At 52.0% G+C, this 16,544-nt stretch carries 15 protein-coding genes; 3 read left to right on the top strand and 12 right to left on the bottom strand.

What is annotated here, in order from left to right:
- Position 1: 1 nt before the first annotated feature.
- From INT22_RS09150 to INT22_RS09110, 9 genes are all read right to left on the bottom strand, one after another.
- The gene (locus INT22_RS09150) at positions 2-469 is read right to left on the bottom strand and encodes a glycine zipper 2TM domain-containing protein (protein WP_030070161.1); all 468 of its coding nucleotides are present in this window, start codon (positions 467-469) and stop codon (positions 2-4) included.
- A gap of 275 nt (positions 470-744) precedes the next feature.
- The gene (locus INT22_RS09145) at positions 745-2,343 is read right to left on the bottom strand and encodes an isocitrate lyase (protein ID WP_038482507.1); all 1,599 of its coding nucleotides are present in this window, start codon (positions 2,341-2,343) and stop codon (positions 745-747) included.
- 447 nt (positions 2,344-2,790) lie between these two features.
- Positions 2,791-3,213 (bottom strand): GNAT family N-acetyltransferase, encoded by a 423-nt coding sequence (locus tag INT22_RS09140; RefSeq protein ID WP_193061613.1) that lies wholly within the window; start codon positions 3,211-3,213, stop codon positions 2,791-2,793.
- Positions 3,214-3,219: 6 nt separating this feature from the next.
- Positions 3,220-4,401: a cupin domain-containing protein gene (locus INT22_RS09135; protein WP_193061614.1), complete on the bottom strand. Its 1,182-nt coding sequence runs from the start codon at positions 4,399-4,401 to the stop codon at positions 3,220-3,222.
- Between the two features lie 55 nt (positions 4,402-4,456).
- Positions 4,457-5,842 carry an adenylosuccinate lyase gene (purB, locus tag INT22_RS09130; RefSeq protein WP_038482516.1) on the bottom strand — a complete coding sequence of 462 codons (1,386 nt, stop codon included), beginning with the start codon at positions 5,840-5,842 and terminating at the stop codon, positions 4,457-4,459.
- A gap of 93 nt (positions 5,843-5,935) precedes the next feature.
- Positions 5,936-6,574, bottom strand: a complete 639-nt coding sequence (hflD, locus tag INT22_RS09125) for a high frequency lysogenization protein HflD (protein WP_089038729.1) — start codon at positions 6,572-6,574, stop codon at positions 5,936-5,938.
- On the bottom strand, positions 6,571-7,713 hold the full coding sequence (gene mnmA / locus INT22_RS09120) for a tRNA 2-thiouridine(34) synthase MnmA (protein WP_193068101.1): 1,143 nt from the start codon (positions 7,711-7,713) through the stop codon (positions 6,571-6,573). The genes hflD and mnmA overlap by 4 nt, the downstream gene beginning before the upstream one ends.
- Before the next feature lie 73 nt (positions 7,714-7,786).
- Positions 7,787-8,236: an NUDIX domain-containing protein gene (locus tag INT22_RS09115; RefSeq protein ID WP_038482525.1), complete on the bottom strand. Its 450-nt coding sequence runs from the start codon at positions 8,234-8,236 to the stop codon at positions 7,787-7,789.
- An 8-nt stretch (positions 8,237-8,244) separates the two neighbouring features.
- Positions 8,245-8,847: a pseudouridine synthase gene (locus INT22_RS09110; RefSeq protein WP_193068100.1), complete on the bottom strand. Its 603-nt coding sequence runs from the start codon at positions 8,845-8,847 to the stop codon at positions 8,245-8,247.
- 305 nt (positions 8,848-9,152) lie between these two features.
- On the opposite strand from INT22_RS09110, the gene INT22_RS09105 reads away from it, so the two are divergent.
- The 3 genes from INT22_RS09105 (at position 9,153) to clpA (ending at position 14,460) form a co-directional block, all read left to right on the top strand.
- Entirely contained in the window at positions 9,153-11,390 is a 2,238-nt protein-coding gene (locus INT22_RS09105) for an NADP-dependent isocitrate dehydrogenase (protein WP_193068099.1), read from the top strand.
- Between the two features lie 310 nt (positions 11,391-11,700).
- A complete protein-coding gene (clpS, locus tag INT22_RS09100; RefSeq protein ID WP_193068107.1) occupies positions 11,701-12,045 on the top strand; it encodes an ATP-dependent Clp protease adapter ClpS in 345 nt (114 codons plus the stop codon).
- A gap of 138 nt (positions 12,046-12,183) precedes the next feature.
- Complete coding sequence (clpA, locus tag INT22_RS09095; protein ID WP_089038725.1) at positions 12,184-14,460, top strand: ATP-dependent Clp protease ATP-binding subunit ClpA; 2,277 nt, start codon at positions 12,184-12,186, stop codon at positions 14,458-14,460.
- A gap of 171 nt (positions 14,461-14,631) precedes the next feature.
- Here clpA and infA read toward each other — a convergent pair whose 3' ends face one another.
- From infA to aat, 3 genes are all read right to left on the bottom strand, one after another.
- Complete coding sequence (gene infA, locus INT22_RS09090) at positions 14,632-14,850, bottom strand: translation initiation factor IF-1 (RefSeq protein WP_007111068.1); 219 nt, start codon at positions 14,848-14,850, stop codon at positions 14,632-14,634.
- 139 nt (positions 14,851-14,989) lie between these two features.
- Positions 14,990-15,724 carry an arginyltransferase gene (locus INT22_RS09085; RefSeq protein WP_038482539.1) on the bottom strand — a complete coding sequence of 245 codons (735 nt, stop codon included), beginning with the start codon at positions 15,722-15,724 and terminating at the stop codon, positions 14,990-14,992.
- 62 nt (positions 15,725-15,786) lie between these two features.
- Positions 15,787-16,539, bottom strand: a complete 753-nt coding sequence (aat, locus tag INT22_RS09080; protein WP_089038724.1) for a leucyl/phenylalanyl-tRNA--protein transferase — start codon at positions 16,537-16,539, stop codon at positions 15,787-15,789.
- Positions 16,540-16,544 lie beyond the last annotated feature (5 nt).

The raw sequence follows: 16,544 nt of genomic DNA, 5'->3' as shown, positions 1-16,544 counted from the left end.
CTTAGTAAGGAGCTACGCTTAAGTTAGCGCCGCTACCGATCAGGCGAACACGCTGGCCTGCTTGATATTGACGGTCTGCGCTTTGAACCACGATCACATCTGTGCCGTCGTCGCGACGAATTTCCATTTCCAACGCATTAATGCGGTTAGCGCGGTCTTCTGCTGCGGTACCGGCAATTGCGCCACCTAATGCGCCTGCAACGGTTGCTAGTTGACGACCAGAGCCACCACCAACTTGACTACCCAGCAGGCCGCCGATGACAGCACCGCCACCGCCGCCCAACAGGTTGCCTGTACGGCTGTCTGCCTGGATTTGTACAGGACGGACCGCCACGATGGTGCCATAGGTCACGCTTTGGCCTGTTTGCGCTTGATTGCCACGGTATACATCACCTGAATAAGGCGCAGTGTTGGCACAACCTGCCAGCGTGAGAATGCTCAATGCTGCAATAGGTAGTAAACGTTTCATTCAAACCTCCAGTGTGTCTTGACCCGCATGGCTGCTAAGCCGCAACGGGGGTAATACGTAAGCTAGTTATAGAACAGCGTTCGCCAAAGATAACCTAAGCGACTAGTTTTGACTAGCCATCAACAGGAAAGATCATGGATTAAAGTGTAGACAAGTATTAAGAAAGCAATGTGTAAAAGTGACTACGATGCTTGATCAGGAGAGGGATGTTGTAAGGCTAGCTTATAAAAAAACAGGGAGCCTAAGCCCCCTGTTGTGTCGTGCTAATTAAATGATTAGCCGAACTGGTTCATGGTGTTGTCTTTACCACCGGCTTTAAGTGCCGCGTCGCCGTGGAAAAACTCTTTATGGTCGTCGCCAATATTAGAGCCAGCCATGTCCTGGTGTCTTACGGTAGCGATGCCTTGACGAATCTCCTGACGCTGTACCCCTGCGACGTAGGCCAGCATGCCTTCATCACCGAAGTAGCCTTTAGCCAGGTTGTCAGTCGATAGTGCCGCTGTGTGGTAAGTTGGCAGCGTGATCAGGTGGTGGAAAATACCGGCTTCACGAGCGCCATCGCGTTGGAAGTTACGTGTCCACTCATCCGCTAGCTGACCAAGTTCAGTGTTGTCGTATTCAACACCCATTAGCTTGTCACGCTGGTAAGCGGAAACATCTTTGCCTTCTTTTTCCCAGGCATCAAATACTTGCTGGCGGAAGTTCAGCGTCCAGTTAAATGACGGTGAGTTGTTGTAAACCAGCTTGGCATCGGGCACGACGGCGCGGATGCGGTTAACCATGCTGGCAATTTGGCCGACGTGTGGCTTCTCGGTCTCAATCCACAGCAGGTCAGCACCGTTTTGCAGGCTGGTGATACAGTCAAGCACAACGCGGTCTTCGCCAGTGCCCGGTTTGAACTGGTAGAGACCTGACGCTAAACGCTTCGGCTTAACCAGCTTACCGTTTTGTTTGATAACCACGTCACCATTATTGATGTCGCCAGCATTTTCGATGACATCGCCATCTAAGAAGCTGTTGTACTGGTCGCCTAGATCGCCAGGTTCGTTAGTCACTGCGATTTTCTGGGTTAAGCCTGCGCCTAGCGAGTCAGTACGCGCCACGATAACGCCATCTTCGATGCCGAGCTCAAGGAAGGCATAACGCACTGCATTGATTTTTGCCAGGAAGTCTTCGTGGGGAACGGTGACTTTACCATCCTGGTGACCACACTGCTTCTCATCGGAAACTTGGTTTTCAAGCTGGATACAGCAAGCGCCCGCTTGGATGAATTTCTTGGCCAGCAGGTAAGTCGCTTCAGCGTTACCAAAACCGGCATCGATATCAGCAATGATCGGTACGATATGTGTCTCGTAGTTATCGATTTTGCTGATCAGTTCTTGCTCTTGAGCGCTGTCGCCTGCTTCTTTGGCCTCATCCAGGGCGCGGAACAGGTGGTTAAGCTCCCAAGCATCTGCCTGCTTCAGGAAGGTGTACAGCTCTTCGATCAGATCAGCGACGGATGTTTTTTCATGCATGGACTGATCGGGCAGCGGGCCGAACTCGGAGCGTAAGGCGGCTACCATCCAGCCTGACAGGTAGAGGTAACTGCGCTTAGTCGTGCCAAAGTGCTTTTTAATGGAAATCAGTTTTTGTTGACCAATAAAACCGTGCCAGCACCCCAGAGACTGCGTGTACTTAGACGTGTCGGCGTCGTAGGCCGCCATATCGTCACGCATAATTTTTGCAGTGTAGCGTGCAATATCCAAACCGGTATGAAAACGGTTCTGAGCACGCATGCGTGCAGCGTATTCAGGTTTGATCGCTTCCCATTTGCCGCCTTGAGCTTCGCGCAGTTGGGCCATTGCTTTGATATCGTCGAGCAGTCCTGACATAAGCTGTTTCCTCCGGGGTCATGATAGCTATTTCGCAAGTTAGCTTATTCTTATGCTGCACCTGCGAAGATGTGTTCAGCATTATCGAAATTTAACGCGCTGTCTCTACGCCAATTGTCTCTGAGCAAAACGTCTCTTAGTCAAACGTCGCATCGGAGAGTGATCATTGTGGAGACGCTTATTTAAACGTCGGTTACAGCGTTTCCTGTTTGGCTAACTTCGATGTTGCGCCATAACGCTGCGGTGCAATAACTATCAACGAGAACGGCAGGTTCAACAATTGTCACTTGGGGGCAGAAGGGGTTGTAGTTCAACTACAGGAGCGTGCTGAAACGCTCTGTTTGTGTAGTCGTTTTTCGTCAGGTGGGCTGAAAATGGAGCAAAAAAAGCGCCACATAGCAGTGGCGCTCTCATTGATTGATCACAATCGTAGTCAAAAAAAAGCGACTACAGCGTTAGTAGCATTTCCCGGTGAGGTATTCCGGCATCCATAAAAGTGCCACCATGCGCCACAAATCCCAAGCGTTGGTAAAAGGCGAGGGCGTGCAATTGAGCGCTCAGCGCTACATGGGTATGGCCTGCTTCTCGAGCAGCCTGAATGGCTGCTTCCATGAGTTGATAGCCAATGCCAGCGCCACGCGCGCTATCGAGTACCGCGACGCGCCCAATATGGCCGTCGGGCAGCAGTCGCGCAGTCCCCACTGGCTGATCCTCAAGATAGGCAATGAAGTGGCTGCACTCCTCGTCACGGCCATCCCACTCCTCCTCTTGAGGCACGCTCTGCTCTTCGATAAACACCACGCGGCGGATCTCGGAAGCTATATCCTTTAGCGTACTCCAATCACCGTTAATAATGGTTGTCGTCGACACCGCTAGCTACTCCTCATCATCCTCTTCGCCCATAAAGCCTAGGCTTCCGGTGTTTACTAACTGTGTTATCAGCGCTGCTGCCCCATCAATGGCAAGTACGTCTTCATACATAGGCGATGGGTCTGCAAGCCGCTTGGCTAACTCGGTTGAGCATGAGTGTCCGTCGCCGTCGACAAAGAGCGTGGTGCCGTTGGCATCGCTTCGCCAAGCAACGCGGGAACCCGGCATATGAAACAGTGGTTCACCGTGTTGTAGTTGCGCAACAAGGTCAGCTTCCGTCATTGGCACTTCAAGGGGCGCTACTTGGTCAATGTATTTTGGTTGTGTCATGACGCGACCAAACCACTGGGCTATTTGCTCAGGATTGTCCAAGGTGGAGAGTACGAACTGGCGCATACGTTCAACGGCCGCATCATCTAGTTCACCCACTTGGCTTGCAGGAGACATGCCTGCATCGCTATAGCGGTGGGAGTCAGAGAGCTGCTCTCCTAGATAGTCAGCGTAGGATGTGATGGCTTCATCCGCTGAGGGTGCCCTAAACCCTACCGAAACAGTCATGCAGTCGTCGGTTTGACTAACGCCGTGGTGCGCCCAACCAGGGGGGAGATACAGCATATCGCCCGGTGATAACGTCCAGTCAGAGTCGGCTTCAATCTCAAAGGTTTCAAGAATACGTAGATCGATACCTTGGATAATGGGCGCGTTGTCTGGCTGCTTACCGCCTAGTTGCCAACGCCGGTGGCCGCTAGCCTGTAACAGGAAAACATCGTATTGGTCGATATGTGGGCCGACGCTACCACCGGGCGGCGCATAGCTGACCATGATGTCGTCTAACCGCCAACGGGGAAGGAAATCAAATTCATCCATTAGTGCAGCGATAGACGGTACATAGTGATCGACGGCTTGAACCAGGAGGCTCCAGTTGCCTTCCGGCAAGCGCTCAAAGGTTGCGTCGTCAAACGGGCCGTGGGAAACCTGCCAGGGACCATCAGGCCCATTTTCTTCTACAAGACGCGCTTCTACACCGGGCTCGCAGGCAAGCCCGGCTAGCTCATCGGGGTCGATGGGGCTAATAAAGTCGGGGATAGCGCCACGAATCAGCAGCGGCTTCTGCTGCCAGTAATTGGCCAAGAAGTCTTCGGGCGTTAAATCGCCCAGCAATGTGAGTGGCTTATCGTGTTGGCTCATGGCGTTATCCTAGTTCAAATGAGCGCTGCGCCTTACTAAGGGCGCAGTGCGTCGTTTAGAGTGCAGCAAGCCGCTGGTTAAGTGCTTCGGCTTGAGCCTTCGCATTACCAATATAGCTGGCAGGAGAGAGGGCTTTTAGCTCATTTTTAACCGACTCGGGTAGCTCTAGCGTATCAATAAAAGCGGCAAAGCCTGCTTGGTCAATACGTTTGCCGCGGGTTAATTCTTTAAGCTTTTCGTAGGGCTTTTCGATGCCATAGCGACGCATGACCGTTTGAATTGGCTCAGCCAGTACTTCCCAGCTGTTATCCAGGTCTTCAGCTAGGCGCTCAGGATTTGCTTCAAGCTTGCTGATACCCTTGAGGCTAGCGTGATAGCCAATCAGGCCGTAAGCCAAGCCAACGCCTAAGTTGCGCAACACAGTGGAATCCGTCAGGTCGCGCTGCCAGCGTGAAATCGGTAGTTTCTGGGCCAAGTGATTAAGCACGGCATTGGCCAGCCCAAGGTTGCCTTCGGAGTTTTCAAAGTCAATTGGGTTAACTTTATGCGGCATGGTCGATGAGCCAATTTCGCCTTCGACGGTGCGCTGCTTAAAGTAGCCCAGCGAAATATAGCCCCATACGTCGCGATCAAAGTCGATCAAAATAGTGTTGAAACGGCAAACTGCATCGAAAAGCTCGGCAATGTAGTCGTGGGGCTCAATCTGTGTGGTATAGGGGTTGAAGCTTAGTCCTAAGCCTTCCACAAAGGTGCGTGCGTTGGCTTCCCAGTCAATGTCTGGGTAGGTTGTCAGGTGGGCATTGTAGTTACCTACAGCACCGTTAATTTTACCCAGAATCTCAACGCGTTCGATTTGTTTGAGCTGGCGCTTAAGCCGATAGGCGACGTTGGCCATTTCCTTGCCTAGCGTTGTGGGGCTGGCGGTTTGTCCATGGGTGCGCGAAAGCATCGGTTGAGCCGCATGCGCAATGGCCAGTTTGGCAATCTCATCAGCGACTTCATGCAGGGTAGGTAGAGTGGCTTTTAGCCCATCTGCCAGCATAACGCCGTAGGAAAGGTTGTTGATGTCTTCGCTGGTGCAAGCGAAGTGAATAAATTCAGTGACCGCGTTGAGCTCGGGTTGCCCCGCAATCTTCTCTTTTAAGAAATACTCAACCGCTTTGACATCGTGGTTGGTGGTGCGCTCTATTTCTTTAATGCGTTCGGCATCTTCGACAGAAAAGTCACGAATCAGCTGCTCAAGAAAAGCCGTCGCTTCCACTGACAGCGGCGGTACTTCGACAATTTGGCTGTGGTCAGCAAGGCGCTGCAGCCAGCGCACTTCCACAATCACGCGCGCACGGATAAGACCGAATTCGCTGAAGTGCTCCCGTAGTGCGGCGGCTTTTGCGCCGTAGCGTCCGTCAACGGGGGAGAGGGCGGTCAAAGCAGAGAGTTGCATGGCTTGGTTTCCAAGGTGGTCTGAAGTCAATGGTTCGAACAGCAATATGTCGAAAAGAAATCGCTCGAAGTGCCTAGATGATCTTTGGGCGCGTTAGCCAAGGCTATCAAGCGCGCGCCTCAACGCTTTACGCTGGAAGACAAGCTTCCAGCGACGGCCGCCTTGTTGGTGCCATAGCAGCGCAAAACGTATGCCCGCCATCAAACAGGCGCGCACCCGCTCGGGCATCATGCGAGTCTGCAGTAAAGAGGGGTCGCCCTGAACCACGATGCGGGTTTTGAACGTCGAAATGGTTTCTTGGTAGGCGTCGCCCAGGCTTGCAATCACATTTTCATGAGTGCTGCCGAAGTGCTCTGCCTGCCCCTGTACGTGGGACAGCTTTTGACCAAGTAAATCCATCATATGGCGGTCAGTGCGCAGTTTATTCATTAACAGTAGCAGCGAAAAACCGTAGCGGAGAACCACAGGATTGGCTTGTTTGCGGCCAACAAGGGCTTCGAGTGTTTCTAATCCGCGGCGTAAATTATTGGGGTGCCCGCCATAAATAGCTTCAAAGCTTGCCGGGTTGGTGTCCACGGTTGCATTGATAAGTGTTTCCCAAGCGCGTGGATCTACTTGTCCAGTACGCGCGAGTTCGTCTACCAAGCTAGCGGATTGAAAAACGCCAGCCAGCGCCAGTGCTTGGCGAGCGGCTTGAGACTCCGGCGCGCGATGAATAGGGGTAGCGCTCATGCAGCGGTCTCCGTGGTATTCCAAGTGGCGCGAATAACGCCGCCGCCTAAGCAAATTTCACCATCATAAAGTACCAATGACTGGCCCGGTGTGACTGCCCACTGAGGATCATCAAACACCACCTCAACAGTGCCGTCGGGCAGCGCATGGATTGCACATGGGCAATCACTTTGACGATAGCGGGTTTTGGCGGTGTAACGGCCTTGTGCGGCAGGCGGTTCACCTGCTACCCAATCCATGGCTTCAGTGGCCAACGCATTGGTGAACAGTAGGTGGTGATGCTTGCCTTGGACGACAATCAATACATTACGCTCAAGGTCTTTGGCCGCTACGTACCATGGGTCTTCCGAATAGTTGGCGAGACCACCAATGCCTAACCCTTGGCGCTGCCCCAGGGTGTAGTACATCAGTCCCATATGCTTGCCAATGACATCGCATTCGGGCGTTTCAATATTGCCGGGTTGTGCGGGCAGGTATTGCTGCAAAAAGTCGCGGAAACGGCGCTCGCCGATAAAGCAAATACCAGTAGAGTCTTTTTTCTTGGCGGTAATAAGATCGTGCTGTTCAGCCAAGGCTCTAACGACAGGTTTTTCAAGCTCACCAACCGGAAACAGGGTGCGCGCAATCGCTGCTTCAGGCACCGCATGCAGGAAATAGCTTTGATCTTTATTGCTATCCACACCTTTTAACAGGCGCGGGCGTCCTCCGCGAACCCCTTGTCGAACATAATGCCCGGTTGCGATTTTATCGGCGCCTAGCATTTCAGCGTAGTCTAGAAAGACCTTAAACTTGATCTCTCGGTTGCACAGGATATCGGGATTGGGCGTTCTGCCCGCTTTATATTCGGCTAAAAAATGCTCGAAGACGTTATCCCAATACTCGGATGCGAAATTGGCCGTATGCAATTTGATGCCCAGCTTCTCACACACAGCCTCTGCATCGGCAAGATCTTCTTTTGCAGTGCAGTATTCGGTGCCGTCGTCTTCATCCCAATTCTTCATAAACAGGCCCTCAACCTCATACCCTTGTTGGAGCAGAAGGAGAGCAGAAACCGATGAATCAACGCCGCCCGACATGCCAACAATTACTTTTTGGGCCTCGGGCGCTTCAGGAATAGACGTGCCATGGGTGGATGTCATTGGCATCCTCAGTTGAAGTGGTGTGCAATTGGATGCTGATTATACACGATGGAGGCTTGGTGCTTCGAGTGCTTCACTCATGAATCACGGTCAGGGGATAACATTGGCCGTTAATGGCGTTTTCGATCCGTTTAAGCACCAGGGGGCTGCGCAGCCGACCGGCATTGCCGAGGGCTTTGATGTCATTCAATGTGAGCCAGTGAGTGGCGGTGATGTCGCTATCAATGGGGGACGAGAGCATGACGTCTGGTGTGGCTATAAAACCATGGCTATGAAAGGTAAGGCCTTCGGGCGTGTGGAAGATATAAAGACCTAAGTAGTCGGTTAGCGTCACCTGCCAAGCAGTTTCTTCTTGCACTTCACGCAAGATAGCTGCCATCGGGCCTTCGCCTGGCTCTACATGTCCAGCCGGTTGGTTAAACACGGTTTGCCTACCGCCGCGGGCTTCTTCCACCATCAAAAAGTGGTCATTGCGCTGAATCACGCAGGCAACGGTACTTCTGATGATGGCATTTTTTATCATCTCACTGCTCATTTGGAGTGCCTGTGCCGAGGTGCACCGCTGCGCTTTGGCGCTTTAGTGGGGCGTGGAGCGTGTAGTGTTTGTTTGCGCCACTCGCCTGGGGCCAAGTCGCCAAGTTGCCATGTGCCAATCGCTGCGCGTATCAATCTCAACGTAGGAAACCCTACATGGGCGGTCATGCGCCGTACTTGGCGGTTGCGGCCTTCGCTGATTGTTAACTCTAACCAACTGGTGGTGGGGTGGCGCTTAGGGTCAATCCTTGGGTCGCGTAGTGCAATGGCAGGTGGCTCAATGCGCCGGGCTTTTGCTGGCTGGGTTGGGCCATCTTTTAAGGTGACACCGTTTTTCAGAGCACTAATTGCCTCATCATTAATCTGCCCTTCGAGCTGCACCCAGTAAGTTTTGGGCTGCTTGTGACGTGGGTGGGCGATACGGTGAATGAGGCTGCCGTCATCACTTAATAACAGCAGACCCTCAGAGTCATAATCAAGCCGCCCTGCGGCGTAGACGCCAGGCACATCTATAACATCGGCTAATGTGGCGCGGCCTTGTTTGTCGGTAAACTGAGAGAGCATACGATAGGGTTTATGCAGTAAATATAAAGTGCTCATAATCTCTTTAGAAGGGTGCCCTTGATTTGTCGACAATCTCTCATGCGATTAAAATGCAGCGCTGGTATACTTTGAGGCTAATCTGTCAAAGGCAGTTCTTGAAAAGCCGCCTTTGAATCGCGTTTATGTCGTGCTGGAGTTGTCGTAATTTCCACTGAAATAACCACCGTAAAAACCACCGATTGATAACCGGGAAAGCCAAATTAAATGGCCCCGCCTGCTTCGCGGCATGGTCTCTCGTTGAAGAAGTCGCGTCGCTCAGGATCTCTATAATCACAGCGATAGAAAAAAGAGGTTAACGCAAAATGTCTAAAACGCCGAAGATCATTTACACGCTCACCGACGAAGCGCCTGCGCTCGCGACATACTCTTTGCTACCGATTATTGACGCTTTCACCGACGCTGCGGGTATCGAGGTGGAAACCCGGGATATTTCCCTGGCGGCTCGCGTTCTCTCTTTATTTCCCGACTACTTGACTGAAGAGCAGCGTATCGAAGACCACCTGGCCGAATTAGGTGCGCTGGCCAAGGTTCCTGAAGCCAATATCATCAAATTACCGAATATCAGTGCTTCTATGCCGCAGCTACGGGCGGTGATCAAAGAGCTGCAAGAACAAGGTTACAAGCTGCCCGAGTATCCGGATGACCCAAGCAGCGATGAAGAGAAAGATATCAAAGCGCGCTATGACAAAGTGAAAGGCAGCGCAGTTAACCCCGTATTGCGTGAAGGTAACTCTGATCGCCGCGCACCGAAGGCCGTGAAAGAGTATGCCCGCAAGTACCCGCATTCTATGGGGGAGTGGAGCCAGGCGTCGCGTACCCATGTTTCGCACATGCATAGTGGCGACTTCTACCATGGCGAGAAGTCGATGACCCTGGATCGCGCTCGCAACGTCAAGATGGAGCTGATCACCGCCAGCGGTGAAACCAAGGTGCTCAAGCCTCGGGTCGAGCTGCTGGAAGGCGAAATCATCGACAGCATGTTTATGAGCAAGAAAGCGCTGCTGGAGTTTTACGAGCGTGAAATCGAGGATGCGCGTAAGACCGGTGTGATGTTCTCATTACACGTAAAAGCGACAATGATGAAAGTCTCGCACCCCATCGTGTTCGGGCACTGCGTCAAAATTTTCTACAAGGACGCCTTTGAGAAGCACGGTGAGCTCTTCAAAGAGCTGGGGGTCGATGTTAACAACGGCATCGCTAATCTCTACGATAAAATTGCGACCTTGCCAGAATCTCAGCGTGATGAAGTCATTAGTGACCTGCATGCGTGCCATGACAAGCGCCCAGAACTGGCAATGGTTGATTCGGCTCGCGGCATCACCAACTTCCACTCACCCAGCGATGTGATTGTCGATGCTTCGATGCCTGCAATGATTCGCGCTGGCGGTAAGATGTACGGCGCTGATGGTCGTCTCAAGGACGTCAAAGCCGTCATGCCTGAGTCAACGTTCGCGCGTATCTATCAGGAAATGATCAACTTCTGTAAATGGCACGGCGCGTTTGATCCGGCCACAATGGGTACCGTGCCCAATGTTGGTTTGATGGCGCAAAAAGCCGAAGAGTACGGCTCACATGATAAGACCTTCGAAGTGCCGGCAGATGGTGTTGCCAACATCACTGACCTGGACACGGGTGAAGTACTGCTGTCACAGACTGTGGAGCAGGGCGATATCTGGCGTATGTGTCAGGTCAAAGACGCGCCGATTCGCGACTGGGTGAAGTTGGCGGTTGAGCGCTGCCGTGATTCTGGTATGCCGACGGTGTTCTGGCTTGATCCTTACCGTCCGCACGAGAATGAGCTAATCAAAAAGGTCAAAACGTACCTCAAAGATCACGATACTGATGGCCTCGAAATTCATATCATGTCTCAGGTTCGGGCGATGCGTTACACCCTTGAGCGCGTGATTCGTGGTCTCGATACGATCTCGGTGACGGGCAACATTCTCCGCGATTACCTGACAGACCTATTCCCGATTCTTGAATTGGGCACTAGTGCCAAAATGCTTTCTATCGTGCCGTTGATGGATGGCGGCGGCCTGTTTGAAACGGGGGCCGGTGGTTCCGCACCTAAGCACGTTCAACAGCTGCTTGAAGAGAACCACTTACGTTGGGACAGCCTTGGCGAGTTCCTGGCACTGGTTGCTTCTTTGGAACACCTTGCCAAACGTTTTGGCAATGACCGTGCTAAGTTGCTGGCGAAAGCGTTGGATGAAGCTAACGGCAAGTTCCTTGAGAGCAATAAATCACCTTCGCGCAAAGTGGGTGAGCTTGATAACCGAGGAAGCCACTTCTATCTAGCGCTCTATTGGGCAGAAGCATTGGCAGCTCAGGATGAAGACGCTGAACTAAAAACACGCTTTGCCCGTTTGGTAGAAACGCTGAAAGCCAATGAAGCTACGATCATTGACGAACTGAATGGCGTGCAAGGCCAGCCTGTTGACCTTAAAGGCTATTACCACCCGAATGGGGAAGTAGCTAGTCAAGTCATGCGCCCGAGTAAGACGCTCAACGAAGCCCTTGCGATGGTCGCAAACGGTTAAGGCTTAGATCACCAGCAGTCTGCGCTGCCGCTGGGCAATACGCATGAAAACGCTGTGATATCCCTCGCCCGCTTTGGTGGGCGAGGGTTTTTTGTCTTATTTAGTATGCTAATTTTTGTATTTTCCATGAACCCTTGCTGGTAACGGGCGTCTTACTTTGGAGAGCAAAATCAGAGTGATCAAATCTAGCGCAGTTAATGTTAGTGCATTTCAAGCTAGGATGGATGATTCAAGCGCCGTAAGACACCACTTGCCAGCTAAGAGACGATAACCCTTGCTGCTTATGCCTACTACAGACAGCCTATGCGTCATGGCTATCCTGCACGCAGGAATGACTCGGCCAGATGCGCCTGAATATGATGATGACCTAGCCGTTCAGTCGGCTGAGCCAGAGCTTGCTCGGCCGCCGTTGTACAAAGTGATACTTCACAATGATGATTTCACACCGATGGAGTTCGTTGTTGAGGTATTACAGGAATTTTTTAATATGGATAGTGAGCAAGCGGTCCAGGTCATGCTTGCGGTGCATACCCAAGGTAAAGCGACGTGCGGTATCTTTACGCGGGATATTGCAGAAACGAAAAGTTACCAAGTCAATGAATATGCCCGCGAATGCGAGCATCCTTTAATGTGTGATATCGAAGCTGCTGACTGAAAGCGTTGAAAAAAATTAGCGATGGGCCTTGCAAGTGCGCCATTTGTACCCGATGTTGAAAGTGCCGGTCGATTAAACTGATCCGACGCAAGCCCTAGGTGGCGACACGCCCTAGGTAGTAGCGAAAAGGGGACTGCCATGCTGAGCAAAGAACTTGAACTTACCCTGAACACGGCCTTCACCGTGGCTCGCTCAAAGCGCCACGAGTTTATGACCGTTGAGCACCTGCTCCTGGCGTTGTTGGATAATGCGTCAGCAGTTGACGTGCTAAAGGCGTGTGGGGCGAATCTCGATAAGCTGCGGTCCGATCTGCAGGATTTTATTAATTCGACCACGCCATTGATTCCTGAGAGTCAGGCGGATCGCGAAACCCAGCCTACCCTTGGGTTTCAGCGCGTACTGCAACGTGCTGTATTTCATGTGCAGTCATCTGGAAAGAGTGAAGTGACTGGCGCTAATGTGCTGGTCGCTATTTTCTCTGAGCAGGAAAGCCAAGCCGTTTACTTCCTCAAGCAACAAAGCGTTGCGCGCGTAGACGCTGTTAACTATATCGCTCACGGTATTTCGAAGGTGGCTGGCCATGGGCCTGCTCCATCGCCGTCTTCTCAAGAGAGTGAAGATGCTGAAGAGGGTAGTTCTGAAGGAGCTGCGCATCCGTTAACCGGTTACGCTACCAACCTGAATGAGCAGGCGCGCCAAGGCAAAATAGATCCATTGATTGGGCGCGACCATGAACTTGAGCGCGTGGTGCAAATCCTTGCCCGCCGGCGCAAGAATAACCCGTTACTGGTTGGCGAGGCGGGTGTTGGTAAAACCGCTATCGCAGAAGGCCTAGCAAAGCGCATTGTTGAAGAAGACGTGCCGGATGTGATTGCCGATGCAGTGGTTTACTCGCTTGATATGGGAGCGTTGTTAGCGGGTACTAAATACCGCGGTGATTTCGAGAAGCGCCTTAAAAGCTTGCTTAGTGAATTACGCAAGCAGCCTAACGCCGTGCTCTTTATTGACGAGATTCATACCGTAATAGGGGCGGGTGCTGCCTCGGGTGGCGTAATGGATGCATCTAACTTGCTGAAGCCCTTGCTTTCCTCCGGTGAGTTGCGGTGTATCGGTTCGACAACGTTCCAAGAGTTCCGCGGTATTTTTGAGAAAGATCGCGCCCTGGCTCGTCGGTTCCAAAAAGTGGATGTGCTAGCACCTTCTGTGGATGACACCATCAAGATCCTCAAGGGGTTACGTTCGCGCTTTGAAGAACACCATGAGATTAAGTACACCGATGGCGCGCTAGAGAGCGCTGCTCGTTTGGCTGATCGCTATATCAATGACCGTTACCTACCCGATAAAGCCATCGATGTGATTGATGAGGCAGGCGCGCATCAGCGTATGCTGCCGCCGGAAGTGCGGACTGACACCATTGATGTTGAGCAGGTAGAAGCGGTAGTGGCGTCTATTGCGCGCATTCCGCCAAAGAGTGTGTCAAGTTCTGATCGTAAGTTGCTAGAGAAGCTCGACCGCGACTTGAAAATGTTGGTGTTCGGTCAAGATGAGGCCATCGATACTCTCTCCGCTGCCATTAAGCTTTCCCGTGCCGGTTTGAAATCACCAGATAAGCCAGTAGGTAGTTTCTTGTTTGCTGGCCCAACCGGTGTTGGTAAAACCGAAGTGGCTAAGCAGCTGGCGCATATCATGGGTATCGAACTAGTACGCTTTGATATGTCGGAGTACATGGAGCGTCATACTGTTTCACGCTTGATTGGTGCCCCACCAGGCTATGTCGGCTATGACCAAGGGGGGCTGTTAACTGAGGCCGTCACCAAGCAGCCGCATTGTGTATTGCTGCTAGATGAAATTGAGAAGGCGCACCCTGAAGTGTTTAACCTGCTGCTGCAGGTTATGGATCACGGCCGTTTGACAGACAACAATGGCCGCGAGGCGGATTTCCGTCACGTTATCCTGATCATGACCTCTAACGCAGGGGCAGAGCAGGCATCACGGCGCTCTATCGGTTTCCAAAGCCAAGACCACTCAACTGACGCGATGGAAGTGATTCGCCGCACCTTCTCGCCTGAGTTCCGCAACCGCTTGGATGGCATTATCCAGTTCCATGCGCTGCAGACGTCTGTTGTGCGAAACGTTGTCGATAAGTTCCTAATCGAGCTACAAGCGCAGTTGGACGAAAAGCGTGTACAGCTTGAAGTCGATGATACCGCGAGAGACTGGTTGGCAGAGAAGGGCTACGATCCCGATATGGGGGCACGCCCAATGGCTCGCTTGATCCAGGAGAAACTGAAGAAACCGTTGGCTGAGATGATTCTATTTGGCGAGCTGGCTGATCAAGGCGGCATCGTGCACGTTAGCCTTGAAGAAGGTGAGCTGCATTTGTCAACGGAGTCGGAGATGGCGGATGCGCCCTGAAAAGGGCGCTAAGTCTACATTAAGCCCTTATCTCATGCCTCACTAAAGCACAGCGCCCTGTCATCCGACGGGGCGTTGTCGTTTGCAGAGAGCGGCGCCGTACTTACGCTATATTTTCAGTCAGGATGCGTGCATGCGCGGGCAGTATTTGCTTGTAGGCGTTACCAAGGCTTAGCGCGAGCGATAAACAATACGGCCTTTTGACAGATCGTAGGGCGTCAGCTCTACTTTTACCTTGTCACCTGTCAGGATACGGATGTAGTTTTTGCGCATCTTGCCTGAAATATGAGCGGTAACGACGTGGCCGTTTTCCAGCTCAACACGGAACATGGTGTTGGGAAGGGTATCAACAATAACGCCTTCCATTTCAATATGATCTTCGCGTGCCATATAGGCAGATCCTCACTTATTTAACGTAATGGTTTGGTCTAATTAGTCACTTCAATGGGCGTCGTCAGGTGACGGTTACCCAGCAAGCAGCGCTATATTGTGCCGTAAGCCTGCCATCAAGGCAAAAAAGCTGGCAAGTTTAGCAAATTAAAGGCCGCCAATGTCGCCCGTCGAGCACCTCTATTGGGGTGAACGCGCGCTTATAACGCATCTTACGGCACTCCTCAATCCAATACCCAAGATACAAGTGGGGGAGAGACTTTTCACCACACAGCTCAATAAGTTTGAGAATAGCAAACGTTCCCAGTGATCGCTTTTCCAAGGCCTTGTCGACACTGAAAAACGTGTAAATAGCCGATAGCCCATGCTCAAGTTGATCAAATGCCGCGACCGCGACGAGCTTCCCATCCAGGTGCATTTCTAAAAGGTGTGCATAGGGTTCTTCAAGCGTTAAAAAGGTACGATACTGCTCCCGGCTTGGCGGATACATGTCACCATCGGCGTGGCGTAAGCGGATATAGTCTGCATAAAGTGCATAATGCTCTGCCTCATAGCGTGCAGGCACTACCCGTGTAGCAATATCGGCATTAAGACGCCGGAGTTTGCGTTGGGTGCGATTAGCGCTAAAGTCGCTGATAGGAATGCGTACTGAGCGACAGGCATTGCAACCCTCGCAGTGAGGGCGGTATAGATGGCGACCGCTGCGACGAAAGCCGAGTAACGAAAGTGAGTCATAAACGCCGGGAACGGGAGATTCCTGGGGATCCAGAAACAGAGTGGTTGCTTCCTTGCCAGGAAGATAGCTGCAGGCATGGGGAACGGTTAGGAAGAAGCGCAAATCCCGCACAGGGCGGCGAGGAGCGTTACTACTCACGGCTTGCCTCCTTGCTTAGTTTGAACATGGACTAGCTTGAATATGGACTAGTTTGAATACGCTTACCATTCTGAACAGTGGCCTGAGGCAATGGCACCAAGCCACGGTGATCCAGGTATAGTAGGCGCTTCATTGGTCATATTCGTTAAGTTAAATGCCTCGTTAGGCAACCACTTTTCAAGATAGTTGATGAACGTCTTACGAGCGACTGTTGTCGCACCAAGGCTCGCCAAGTGAGGTGTGTGCATCTGGCAGTCGATCAGTTTACCCTCATGGTGTTGCATAGCATGGGCTAAGTGGGCGAGGGCGATTTTAGAGGCATCGGGCACTTTCGAGAACATTGATTCACCAAAGAAGATTGGCCCCATTGCTAACCCATAAAGCCCGCCAACCAGTTGGCCATCAAGATGCACTTCAATGCTATGCGCGATGCCTAGCTCATGTAGACGTTGGTAAGCGTGACGCATATCTTGATTGATCCAAGTGCCTGGCTCCCCAGAGCGTGGCGCAGCGCATGCTTTAACAATGTTTTCAAACTGTTGATCCAGAGTGACGATAAAGCCACCATGACGCAATCGCTTAACAAGGCTACGACGTCGTTTAAACTGTGCTGGTTGCAATACCATACGTGGGTTGGGGCTCCACCACAAAATAGGTTCATCATCGCTATACCATGGAAAAATACCTTTTCGGTAAGCGTGGATTAACCAGTGGGGGGAGAGCTCTCCGCCTGCGGCAAGAAGGCCGTTCGGTGACTCGAGGGCAAGGTCGGTAGACGGAAAGATAGGCTGTGGCGATGAAAGCCAAGGTAGCATTGTTT

It is taken from the genome of Halomonas sp. 3D7M, assembly GCF_014897885.1.
Classification (GTDB): domain Bacteria; phylum Pseudomonadota; class Gammaproteobacteria; order Pseudomonadales; family Halomonadaceae; genus Vreelandella.
The sequence above is the reverse complement of the archived record's forward strand: the minus strand, read 5'-3'. Positions and strand labels throughout refer to the sequence as shown.